Origin of the sequence: Fusibacter ferrireducens, assembly GCF_015352425.1 — a bacterium.
Classification (GTDB): domain Bacteria; phylum Bacillota; class Clostridia; order Peptostreptococcales; family Acidaminobacteraceae; genus Fusibacter_A; species Fusibacter_A ferrireducens.
In genome coordinates this window covers 26,164-38,878 of the sequence record NZ_JADKNH010000008.1, presented here as the reverse complement: position 1 = coordinate 38,878, position 12,715 = coordinate 26,164, and the positions used below count along the sequence as shown (strand labels likewise).

General features: G+C 37.0%; 9 protein-coding genes. 8 read left to right on the top strand and 1 reads right to left on the bottom strand.

What is annotated here, in order from left to right; genetic code table 11:
• Window positions 1-7: 7 nt before the first annotated feature.
• From ISU02_RS13520 to ISU02_RS13500, 4 genes are all read left to right on the top strand, one after another.
• Window positions 8-175 carry a hypothetical protein gene (locus ISU02_RS13520; protein ID WP_194702378.1) on the top strand — a complete coding sequence of 56 codons (168 nt, stop codon included), beginning with the start codon at window positions 8-10 and terminating at the stop codon, window positions 173-175.
• A 272-nt stretch (window positions 176-447) separates the two neighbouring features.
• Window positions 448-1,887, top strand: a complete 1,440-nt coding sequence (locus ISU02_RS13510) for a complex I subunit 5 family protein (RefSeq protein WP_194702376.1) — start codon at window positions 448-450, stop codon at window positions 1,885-1,887.
• 11 nt (window positions 1,888-1,898) lie between these two features.
• Entirely contained in the window at window positions 1,899-3,335 is a 1,437-nt protein-coding gene (locus tag ISU02_RS13505; protein ID WP_194702375.1) for a complex I subunit 5 family protein, read from the top strand.
• Between the two features lie 11 nt (window positions 3,336-3,346).
• Window positions 3,347-5,257: a complex I subunit 5 family protein gene (locus tag ISU02_RS13500; protein ID WP_194702374.1), complete on the top strand. Its 1,911-nt coding sequence runs from the start codon at window positions 3,347-3,349 to the stop codon at window positions 5,255-5,257.
• 50 nt (window positions 5,258-5,307) lie between these two features.
• Here ISU02_RS13500 and ISU02_RS13495 read toward each other — a convergent pair whose 3' ends face one another.
• Window positions 5,308-6,714 carry a DNA integrity scanning protein DisA nucleotide-binding domain protein gene (locus tag ISU02_RS13495; protein WP_194702373.1) on the bottom strand — a complete coding sequence of 469 codons (1,407 nt, stop codon included), beginning with the start codon at window positions 6,712-6,714 and terminating at the stop codon, window positions 5,308-5,310.
• Between the two features lie 399 nt (window positions 6,715-7,113).
• Between ISU02_RS13495 and ISU02_RS13490 the strand changes: the two genes are divergently transcribed.
• The 4 genes from ISU02_RS13490 (at window position 7,114) to ISU02_RS13475 (ending at window position 12,637) form a co-directional block, all read left to right on the top strand.
• Complete coding sequence (locus ISU02_RS13490; RefSeq protein WP_194702372.1) at window positions 7,114-8,283, top strand: HDOD domain-containing protein; 1,170 nt, start codon at window positions 7,114-7,116, stop codon at window positions 8,281-8,283.
• Between the two features lie 90 nt (window positions 8,284-8,373).
• The gene (locus ISU02_RS13485) at window positions 8,374-9,114 is read left to right on the top strand and encodes a peptidylprolyl isomerase (RefSeq protein ID WP_194702371.1); all 741 of its coding nucleotides are present in this window, start codon (window positions 8,374-8,376) and stop codon (window positions 9,112-9,114) included.
• Between the two features lie 27 nt (window positions 9,115-9,141).
• Window positions 9,142-10,098: a 3'-5' exoribonuclease YhaM family protein gene (locus tag ISU02_RS24355; protein ID WP_194702370.1), complete on the top strand. Its 957-nt coding sequence runs from the start codon at window positions 9,142-9,144 to the stop codon at window positions 10,096-10,098.
• A gap of 232 nt (window positions 10,099-10,330) precedes the next feature.
• Complete coding sequence (locus tag ISU02_RS13475) at window positions 10,331-12,637, top strand: EAL domain-containing protein (RefSeq protein ID WP_194702369.1); 2,307 nt, start codon at window positions 10,331-10,333, stop codon at window positions 12,635-12,637.
• Window positions 12,638-12,715 lie beyond the last annotated feature (78 nt).

Genomic DNA, 12,715 nt, shown 5'->3' with positions numbered 1-12,715 from the left:
GTGTTCTATGGGTGAGTATCGAATTACAAGGCGTGGTAAATGTGCTATTGGCATTGTTGTTGCGCTTGGATTGATAGCTCTTATAAAGGGTTCTATATTTTTAGCGGTGTTTGGGCTGTTACTGAGTGTTTTTCTGTTGACAGTCAGTATATATGAAATCTTTATCAATAAATGAAGCATCCCTTTTCTTGGGGTGCTTTTTATTAAAACAACAAGATTTATATACAACAAGATTTGAGCCGAAAGCTGCGCTGAGGCGTGTTCAACCTCAAGCAGTGTCAGCGAAAATCGTTTTGGGTCATTGGGAGAAGACACAAATGTTGTTATATACAACAAGATTTGAGCCGAAAGCTGCGCTGAGGCGTGTTCAACCTCAAGCAGTGTCAGCGAAAATCGTTTTGGGGGCATTTGGAGAGGGCTCAAATGTTGCTTGATTAGGAGGTATGCATGGTATATTATGGTCCCTTTATTTGTATTTTAATTTTAATGTTAAGCGGCTTAATCCTATTGAGCACAAGGCGGAAATGGAAGATCCAACTTTTGAGTGGCTCTGCGTTTTTTCTTTGTGCTTTTTTTATGTGGATTTCGTACAGATCATTTTCAAAAATACAGGTGGAACAGCTTTACCTTGGTCATGTTTTTATGTTGAATGCGTTGAATTTAGTACTTGCATTTACTTTCATGATCGTCAATATGCTCATTATTTGGTTTTCTTATTATGCCATACATAAGTACATGGATGAAACGGCGTTCAATCCATATTACGGTTCTCTTCTTGTGATGAATGCGTTCATTACGATGATTTTATTTTTAGATGACACCCGGTGGCTCTATGGGGCCTATTTCTTAGTGATTTTGATGTCTTACAACCTTATCAAGATCAAAGTAAACAATGCAGTTCAGTATGAAAAAACAAAATTTATCGTTTTGAATCTCTTTGGGTTATTGTTGCTGGCGGTGGGATTCATGATGTTAAAAGAGCTCTCAGGCACGACTCGCATTCATCTCCTCAGAGATTACATAAATCTAGAAAGATTGAATTACTTAACACTGAGCGTGACGCTTTGCATCATTGGACTGGGCATCAATGGGGCGCTCTTTCCGTTTTATTCATGGTTGCCGGATCTATATAGTGCTATGCCTGCAACTTTGAGTGCGCATTTGTCTTCGATTACCATTAAAGTGGGGCCCATCATTATGATGAAAATCCTGTATGATGGCCTGGGTTCAATGTGGTTTTCAGAGATAGAAATTGATCGTGTTTTGGTGGTCTTAGGGGGCCTAAGCATGCTCACGGGATCTCTGTTTGCAATTTATCAAAGGGACATCAAGAAGATGATTGCCTATTCTACGATTTCTCAACTGGGCTATATTTATTTGGGAATGGGGCTTGCCAATTCTTTGGGGATACAAATCGCAATCTATCAGATCATAGCACATACGATAACCAAGTCAGCAATTTATCTCAGTGTGAGCTCTATTTACGAACAAGCCGGAACGACAATCATAGAAGATTTAAAAGGTATTGGAAAGGAAATGCCTGTGACGCTTATGTGCTTCACCATGGCGGCGCTTTCCATGATTGGTATACCGCTTTTGCCAGGGTTTATCAACAAGTGGTATATGTCCCTTTCGGCCATAGCGAATGGCAGCGTCGTGCCGGTATTCATCATTTTGATCAGCACCATTTTAAATGCAACTTATTATTTGCCAATTATCATCAACGGCTATTATGGGAAACACAATGTGTCTGATAAGGTATTTTTATCAAAAGCAAAGCCGCTTAAGGAAGTGGTTCCCCTGATCATACTTGTGGTAATGATGGTCTTGTTAGGTATTTTTTCAAATGAATACTTTGATATTAATCCTGTGCATTATTATTTTTAAGGAGGGTCGAGATGAATTTTGTTTTGTTAAGCATCTTACTATCCCCTATATTTTCTGGTCTCATCAATATCATCGCTTTTAAGCGGCAAAGGCTGTTTTCAAAAGTACTGATACTGTTGACGCTTCTAGGCATTATTGGGCTTGAACTTTACTTATTCAAAGGCCATATAGGTGCAGAGACACAAGGTATACAAATTATCGGACCGATGCGCATCCATTTTAAAGTAGATGGTCTTGCAATGATTTTTATGCTCCTTGCGAGTTTTTTATGGTTTTTTACGGCTTGCTACAGTTTTGACTACATGAGGGGTGAAAACCGTGAAACTGCTTTTAACGGCTATCTCATGTTTGTGTTGACGCCTGTACTAGGTATTGCCATGTCGGCTAATTTGATGACACTCTACATATTCTATGAACTTTTAACCTTGACGACATTCCCTCTGGTCATTTTTAGAGGGACAGAGGAATCCCTGCAACTTGGCAAAAAATATCTGGTTTATTCTTTTGTGGGTTCCAGTATGATTATTGCAGGTATGAGCCTCTATTTTTTTCAAACAGGATTGCTGGATTTTTCGCCTTTAATTCAATTTGCAAGCCCATATTTTAAACTGAGTTACATACTTTTATTTTTGGGGTTTGGCGTCAAAGCCGCACTTGTGCCGTTTCATAGCTGGCTACCATCTGCTATGATTGCACCTACACCTGTAAGCGCTTTGTTACATGCAGTAGCAGTGGTCAAATCAAGTGTGTTTTCATTGATCAGAGTTACGTATTTTTTGTTTGGATATCAATTTTTAAATGTGTACCATGAAATACAAGTTGGGCTCTTGATTCTGATTACAATCTCTATTTTAGTGGGCGCTTTTCTCGCATTTCATCAGTCGAACTTAAAAAAGAGATTGGCGTATTCAACGATTAGTCAGTTAGGCTATATCATGCTCGGTATCGTATTATCCAATGAGGTGGCTCTAACAGGATCTATTTTGCATTTGATCAATCATGCGCTGATTAAGATCAGTCTGTTTTTCACTGTGGGCATGATGTATAAACGCGCTCATATTACTGATTTTCCTGAAGTAGATGGACTCGGCAAGCGCATGCCACTTACATTTAGCGTGTTCATGTGGTCTACGATTTCTATTATGGGACTGCCACCGTCCAATGGCTTTGTAAGCAAGTGGTTTCTCGCAATGGGGGCGATTCATCAGGGTCGGATTTTATTCGTGTTTGTCTTGTTGACCAGTGCATTTATGACTGCAATATACCTTTTACCGGTGGGGATCAATGCCTTTTTCAAAAAGGAGACAACTCTGCATGAAGTAGAGCCTTTGAGCTTATCCGTAACGCTGCCGCTAATGGCGATTACAATTGCCAATATCTATTTAGGTCTTTTTCCAAACGGTGTGATTCGCTTTATAGAAGTCCATGTCATTCAAAACATATTTTAGGGGGTGAGCAAATGAGTACAAACTTGATTTTACTTGTTGGAATACCGCTAGTATCCAGTTTTGTGAGTTTTCTAATTGGTCTTTACAATGAAAAATACAGAAATGCTTTTTTACTGGGCATGTTGTCGTATGAAGCTTATTTAACGCTCCAATTCTATCGAATGATTCAGTACGGCGGGTCCATCGACGTCTACATCAGTAATGTCATGGGGACGGGCATTGTTCTGAAATTGAATATGTACAGGTATGTATTCGTAGTGATTACGGTTTTTGCCTTTTTAATGACCACTATATATTCGTTTAATTACCTCATTCGGTATGAACATAGAAATCGCTATTATCTCTTTTTTATGTTGACATTCGCCTGTACGATTGGCATGTTTGTCTCTGAAAACATTATCAACATGTTTACCTTTTTTGAAGTGTTGTCCATCTCTATTTATCTCTTAATTATCCATGATGAAGATGAATATGCACACGAAGCAGGTGAAGTGTATTTAAATATGGCTATTTTTGGAGGTCTGGTACAGCTCTTAGGTATTTTCATGCTTTATGCGTACACAGGCAATTTATTAATTTCCAAAATTGGCGCATCTTTTATGTCTCTTGGTGGTGAAAAAATTATCATCTCTCTTTTGATTTTTGTGGGCTTTGCCGTGAAAGCAAGTTTGTTTCCCCTACATGTGTGGTTGCCAAAGGCACATCCAGCTGCACCTTCACCGGCCTCTGCCATTTTATCAGGTGTCATGCTAAAATGCGGTATTTTTGGTATTCTCATGATTGCAAAAGACTTTTTAAATTACGAAGCGTGGTTTTTAAATATACTGATGGTATTTGGATTCTTAAATATGGTTGTCACAGGTATTTTGGCAATGTATCAGAGAAATTTGAAGCGCATTATGGCTTTTAGTTCCATGAGTCAGATTGGATTTATTTTGGTGGGCATAGCGGTACTTGGCATCTCGAAGAATTATGGGACTTATGGTGTACTGCTCTATATTGTCAATCACAGTCTTTACAAGGTCTTGCTGTTTTTATGCGCAGGCGCAATCTACATGGTTGTAAAGGATTTAAGTCTCAATCAGCTGGTGGGGTTTGGCAATAGAAAGTATATTTTATATGCCGTTTTTCTATTGGGGGTTTTGGGCTTAATTGCTTTTCCAGGTTCCAATGGGTTTTTGAGCAAAAGCTTGATTTATCATGCACTTGAAGAATATGTACACGTAAAAGGACGTGTTTATGGCGTTCTCATTTTGGGCTTTGAATTTGGAAGTATGCTCACAGTGGCGTATTCGCTAAAAATGTTTATGGCGATCTTTGTATTTAAACCTAAGGCAAAATACGATGAGGCTTCCACGAAGCAAATCAACAAGTTCCTCTACGTACCTCTGATTTTGTTGGCCATTGCAATCGCTTATGAAGGAACACATTCCAATCTGATTATGTCCTTTCTCAGTCCGGCCTCAAAAATTATGGGCGGCGAGACAAACTTTATACCTCATTTTTACACGATGGAAAATATCGTTCATTCACTTGTAATCACAATATTCGGCGCGCTGATTTATATCTTTTTCATCAATGGGACACTTAGAGTCAAAGTGGGAGACGAAAAGATATATGTCAATCCAACGGTGAACTGGATCAGTTTTGAAAAAATGCTTTATCGGCCTATGATGCATGTGGCAATTCATGGCATTCCGAAGCTCATTGTCCTTTTGGATGCTTATCTGACATTGAGTATCGCTATTTTCTTTAATGCACTGCATCGTTTGACTCAAATCAAATTTAAGACGACGACAGATAAGGAATACAGCGTATCCAAAGCGGTGGGGACTATGGGCATATGGGTCAATACAGTGAGCGGCAGTATAATCATAGCGCTTGTTGCCACTATGGTAATCTATATGATTTTGACTGTTTAAGCACTTTGAGCACGATACTTTAAAAATCTAGGTTTTTAGATACGTGCTCTTTAAATGTTGTACTCTAGAGCATACTTTGAAATGATATCCACATCGCCATCTTCAGAAATGACCACAGTGAGGCAGTCCGAATACTGTTGATTATGTGCGATGGTTTCAACGTATCGGATCGCTGAATTATATCGGGCGCCTCGTGAAGGGTCGCCCTTTTCAGTTGCGACGCCGTCTAAGATGACGCCAATCCCGTGGCAGAAGCCTTCTACGTCCACAAGGACGGCACCGTCTATACTGGTAATCGATTTAATCGTAGAGACATTTAGAAAGGTTGCATTAATAATAAAACCTTGATTTCTCAATCGATAAGCTTCACTGCGCGCATTTTTCGAAATCACAAGAATAGTGCCTTTAACTTGTTTTAGGGCTTCCAGAACGAGTTTGTAGAGGTTGAGAATCTTTTTGGTCTCAACTTCTGGAAATACTTTTTTAAATTCTGCGCTAAAGTTGAAGTAGCTAATTTTGGGCTTGGGAATATAAACCTCTTCATTAGTCACTTGCATCAATTTATTATTATTGTGATTGAGTTGCCAAGAGTAATAAGTGTTAAATTCGACGATAAAATAATGTCTTGTCTTATCCAAATGATAGGATTCCTCGGTAAATTGAATAACGCTATAAATGTACTCACCATCAGAGAGCAGATAGATATCTTTTTTTGAGAGCTCAAGAATCTTGCGAATATGTCTAAAACTCGATAGAGGAATGCGCTCTTCAAAAGTCAGTAAGAGCTTAATATGTGACGAATCGATGATACTTTCAATGAAGTTGGGTTTAAAAAGCAGAATCTTGCCATTGCTAAAAGCTTTTTCATAACTCAAGGACGAGATTTTACTGAATTTATCGAACGGATTAGGGAAGGATTCATCTTCAAAAATACTGCCTAGAAGAGCTTTGCCAGCATCTTTAAGAAGATCTTTAATACTTTTTTGAGTGATTTCTCGACTTTCAATAAAATTCACGGCGCACTGGTCGATATATTTTATTGCTTCAAATATAATGGCATCTATAATGGAAGTGATTTGAACGCTGCTGTCATCTGTTATTTTGTAGTAGGAATCTAAAATTTTACGATCAAACTTAAAGGCGTATGTGAAAATACTATTGTTGTAAACGAAAAAATCCGAATAGAAAATAGTAGTAGCATCAGAGAAGGCCTTTGAAATATGAAGTGCCATCAGATCTTTTAGGAATTCTTTGCGTTGATTGAGGTGTTCTATGGATTCAACCTCAGTAGGTATACTGACCATATCATCTGAGAAGCTCATGTTGATGTGCTCATTGGATATATCAAATAAAACTAAATAAAAACTGGGCACCAATTCATTATCAATTCTTTTAAATAGTGCTTGTGAAAATTGGTCTAGGAGCTCTGATAGCTCATGAACTGTTTTGATCAACATGGAGACCACCTCTTTTTGGATTTGCTGTGATTTGCTATACTATATATATACCTTGAAAAAGTGATTTTAAATAAAATAACTCTATTTGTGAGCAAACAAATTAAAAAAAGAGCCTAATCATAAAAAAAATGCTAAAGTAAACTTTAGCATTCAAGGAATGACTTATCAACCAGTATATTTAACTGTAACATAGGGATTTACAGAGGGAGGTACAGTTAAATAGACTATTGTGTTGTTCGTCACAATAATTTTAACACAATTATGCTATGAGTTTCAAGAAAGTAATTTATAAATCGTAAAAACCTTAAAAAATAAGTTGTGAAATTTGTGGGTGCTAGGGTATACTTAGAATGACGAAAGGGTTTGGCAGAGTAGATCAAAACGAGATTGGAGTCTTAGATGAACAGCTTATTGCTTGTGTCCAATGATAAAATATTTATAGCAAAATTTAGTAATAGATTGAACCACGATGCATATGAGTTAGCCATATCTTCAAGCTTGGAAGAAGCTAAGATAGAGCTTGCTCAAAAAGATTATAGAATGGTGTTGGTGGACCTATCAGAGGAAGCGGAAAATGAAGTTCTGTTGAGATTTTTAAAACTCAAATATCCAAAAGTGATTCGACTTGCAGTAATGAATGCCTCCACGTCAATGGACTATTATATGCCTAAACAGCAAAATAGTGCCCAGATGAGTTGGAAGAAAAATATTGATAATGAAGAATTATTTATCATCATTGATAAAGTAATTGCCATTGATGCACAGGTGAAAAACAGCGAGCTGGTGAACCTCGTGTCCAATTTCAAACACTTGCCCACTGTGCCTGAAATCTATAATCAATTGAGCCTCCTCATTCAAGAGAACGCTTCCGTTGAGGAAATTGCACTTAAGCTTGAAGAAGATCCTGCCGTCACTTCGAATATTTTAAAAATGGCAAATTCAGCTTTCTATAATGCGAAGACAGGTTCTATTAGGCAAGCGATTATGTATATCGGTTTGATTAACGTCAAGAATATCATATTGACCAATGCTGTATTTGGGAATGATGGCTTACCACCTGAAACAAGACAGATTCATTGGGAGCATGTGAGCTTGACCAATAAAATTCTAAATGGCATGTACCAGGAGTTACTGGGTAAAAAGCTCAATAACAATATCTCTTCAGTGGGGTTGCTTCATGATATTGGCAGCATCGTTTTAATGAGCAATTTCCCAAAGGAATTCAAAAAAATTGTGGAAATTGTCAATTGTCAAGAGGGCACTAATATCAATGCGGTTGAAAAAGAATGGATTGGATTTAATCACGAAGAACTAGGTGGTCATTTGCTCGATTTGTGGGGATTGCCATTTCCAATTATTGAGGCAGCTTTATATCATCATGAACCCTTCAGTGAAAAAGTGATTAACAAGGAGCTTGTGATCAGCATGCATGTTGCAAATTACTATGCTTGGAAGTTCATGAATATCAACCATTATCAACAAAGTCTAGATGTCAAAGCATTTTCAGAACTGGGCATAACACAAAAGATGTTTGATGTCTTTTTTGAAAATTTAAAGCGAAAGCTATAGTCGTTTATCGTAAAATTTGATATGATAAATGGGAATACAATGTGGAGCTAGCAGGAATGTTGGCTTTTTCTATGAGAAGGGAGACATAAAATGTCTAAAGTTTTAGTAAAAGTAAATGGTAGAGAAATTACAGAAAATGATTTAAACGCATTTTTTGCAACATTAGGTCAGCAGGTACAAGGACAGTTTCAAGGCGAACAAGGTAAAGCACGTCTTTTAGACGAACTTGTTTATCAAGAGTTATTTTACGCTGAAGCAGTGGAATCTGATGTGGAAAATACACCTGCTTTCAAGGCTGAGCTCGATAAAATGAAAGAAAGCCTGTTAAAGCAATTTAATATTAAGGCTTTAATTGATAGTGTTGAAGTGACTGAAGAAGAGGCAAAAGCTTTCTACGATGCCAATCCTCAATATTTTGAATCACAAGAGCAAGTAAAAGCGTCTCATATCTTAGTGGATACAGAAGAAGAAGCTCAAAAGATCAAAGCGGAAATTGATGGTGGTTTAAATTTTGAAGAAGCAGCTTCAAAATATTCGTCTTGTCCATCAAGTGAAAAAGGTGGCGATTTAGGCTTTTTCCAAAAGGGACAAATGGTGCCTGAATTTGAAAAAGTTGCATTTGAACTCGCTGAAAATGTGGTTTCTGAACCCGTTAAAACACAGTTCGGCTATCATATAATTGTTAAAAAAGGGACTCAACCAGGGGGCGTTCAAGAATTGCCAATGGTGATTAATCAAATTATGCAACAGCTTTTAATTCAAAAGCAAAATGAAGCTTATCTCTCTAAAGTGGAAGCTTTAAAATCGAAGTATACAATTGAAAGATTCTAGTCTGTCTTAAAGGGAAAGGGTGTTAATGTGTTAGTTAAAGATTTAAAGATTGGTGAAGATGTTACAGCTTTTTATCTCATCAAAGCTAAAAATGTGAAAACTTCAAGTGCAAATAAACCATACATTGACTTTACCTTTCAGGACATTAGCGGTGAAGTGAATGGCAAGCTTTGGGATGTAAAAGGTGATATTGAAAATATCTATAATCCTGGTGAAGTTGTTAAAGTACATGCAAGTGTGACTCAGTGGCAGTCTTCGGTACAACTTAAAGTCATTAAAATCAGGACTGTGCAGGAAAGTGACCAAGTGGATTATAGTCAATTCATTCCAGTTGCGCCTATTGATCCAGAAGTTATGTACAACGAAATTTTATCCTTTGTCCACAGAATGGATTCTGAAGACATCAAAAAACTCGTATTGGCTTTGTTAGAGGAGTATAAGCCCAAATGGATGTACTATCCAGCGGCGAAGTCCAACCATCATGCTATTAAATCCGGTCTTTTATATCATGTCCTCAGGATGTTACGCTCAGGTGATGTCTTGTGTGATATCTATAAAAATTTAAATAGGGATTTGGTTTTTGCAGGTGTTATTTTGCATGATATTGAAAAAATGAATGAAATGGATGCAAATGAAGTTGGCGTTGTGGGAGAATACACCATGGAAGGTCAACTCTTAGGACATATCATCATGGGGATAAAGAAAATCGATCAAAAATGTGTTGAGCTCCAAGTGGATCGAGAAATATCACTTTTAATACAGCACATGATTTTATCTCATCATTATGAAGCAGAATATGGCAGTCCTAAAAAACCTTTGATTCCCGAAGGGGAATTACTACATTACTTGGATATGATCGATGCGAGAATGTATGATATGAACAAGGCACTTAGAGATTTAGAAGAAGGTCAATTTACAGACCCGATCTTTGTACTAGACAGAAGAAGACTTTACAAATCGTCATTGAGTCAATCCGATTTGTAATCACGTTACTAAAAAATAGACTGAATGGATGCAGTGCATTTATTCAGTTTTTTTGTGCTCAATCCAGTTAAGTTCACGGATGCGGGCCTTTAAAAAATGGATTGAGTAGACAAAAATACAACTAAACTAAGAAATCTGTATTTTTTTAACTTTTAATTGACAACAAATTTTATTATAATGGTCTAGTATATACCGATTTTAATAAAAATCAATTCGTTTACATGGAGGCAAAATGGTATTAGAGATCACTTTGGTGATGATTACATTTTCAATTATCACTTATATTGCGATTGGTATTAAGTCTGCCTACACTGGTGGAAATCCATTTAAAGATTTTTTTGTGTTTGGCTACTCTTGGCAAATTGTGGCTACAATTGTTTGCTACCTCATGTTTTATCCGAAGGTCTCACGGTATATAGGACAACCTTGGCTGGTCTCATTGGTGTTAAATGGGATTTTATTTAGTGCTATTTTTTCATATGTTAGGTATGTTCGTCAAAATAAACTTGAAAAGAAATACATAACAGGTGTTCTTTCAATTATTATAATTTTGAATGCGCTGATGTTTATACCATTGGCATTTACTAAAATAAGCATATCTACACTGTTGGTTTTAGGTTGTCTCATATTCTTTATCTTCTTCGGAGTACTCTACTTTTTTAGAGATTATAGACAAAAAAATCTTGCATTTCTACAGATGGTTGTGGGCGGAATTATCTTTTTGGCGTCAGCAGTTATAAGGCAAGATGACGTGGATTACTACTTAGTGGGCATATCAAATGCCGCACTCTTTCTGATTCTTTTCGGCATGATCTTTTATTATATTGAATACACGCACTTAAAATTAAGCGATAGCAAATCCAATTATAAAAAGGAAAGTGAAAAATATAAAAAGCTCAGCGAGAAGTACAATGTTACCATGAAAGCTGTACAGGAAGGTGTATGGGAATATGACCATGAAAATGATATATTATTCATCACCGAAAGTATGGCGAAAGAACTTGCGATAAAAGATGGCATATTAGAAAATGCATATGAGACTTTAAAGAATAGGATTCATGTGAATGATGTGTCAAAATGGGAAAATAGGACCTTTGATGAATTGATGGCTTTCATCAAAAGCAAGACATCCCATAAGACAGAGAAAGAGTATCGACTTCTATTTCCTGACAGTGAGTACAGGTGGGTGAGACAAAAAATATCCGTAGAAAAAGACGCAATCGACGGCCAATATAAAATTTTTGGTGTACTTTCCATTATTCAAGAAGTCAAAGAGGCACAAAATGAAATCTATAAACTTGCGTATACTGACAAGTTGACTGGGCTTAAAAATTTTACTTCTCTGAGATTGGATCTTGAAAGAATGGTTAGGGAAGAATATAAAAAAAATGCGTCTCCTGTGAGGCTGATTTTAATTGATATTGATCGATTTAAATATATCAATGATACGAGAGGACATCAATTCGGAGACCTTGTTTTAGCAAAAGTGGTTGAAAAGCTCCAAAACCACATGGATATGGTCTATCGTGTGGGGGGGACGGAATTTTTGATTATACAGAAAGAAGATGCTCTCAATGCCACGAATGCCTCTATTTTTAAATGCTTTGAAACGCCATTTAACATCAAGCATTCGGATATTTACTTGACGGTGTCCATGGGTATTTTGGAAGGCAATGCGCTTAACAATTGCAATAGTTCGGATGAAGTATTAATGAAGCTGGATCTTGCCAAGAATAAGGCTAAAGAGTTAGGTGGGGGCTGTTTTATAGCCTTTGACGATGCATTGATGGAAAAAATCAGTGAAAAGGTAAACATCAGTGAAGCCTTAAGAGGGGCGATTCTAAACGATGAACTGTTCATGCACTATCAGCCGCAACTCAATTTGATCTCTCAAAAAATTGTGGGCTACGAAGCGCTCCTAAGGTGGCAATTAAACGGTCAGCCCGTTCCTCCGGACACAATCATTGCAATCGCTGAAGAAACAGGACAGATATCAGCGCTTGGAGAGCATATAATAGAAATGGTCTTCAGAGATTTTAAATTATGGGATGATCATATGAAGGTGGCCATTAATCTTTCTGTGCTACAGCTGGAAGATGCCCGTTTTATAACTCAGGTGGAGGCATTGAGGGAAAAATATCAAATAGATCCTACACGTGTGTATTTTGAAATTACAGAGAATATCTGGATTAAATCACAGCAGGAGAAGATATCTGTTCTGCATTTATTGAGAGAGAAGGGCTATAGAATATCACTAGATGATTTTGGAACAGGGTATTCTTCATACAGTTATATAGAAGCCCTTCCCCTAGATGAGCTGAAACTGGACATGTCTTTCACTAAAAAAATGATGACTTCAGATAAACACAAGCAGATGACCATTAACATCATTCAATTGGGTAAAATTTTTAATTTGTCTGTCATCTGTGAAGGGATTGAAACAGAAGAAGCTCTGAAATTTTTAACCCTAAATGGTTGCGACATTGGACAGGGGTATTTAATCAGTGAACCCAAAGCGATTTCAGACTTAGTCACTTAAAATCATTAGAAATTGACAAAATACAATCATGAGAATGCATTAAATAGAGCACAGCAAACAGCCGTTATTGGGATAAAA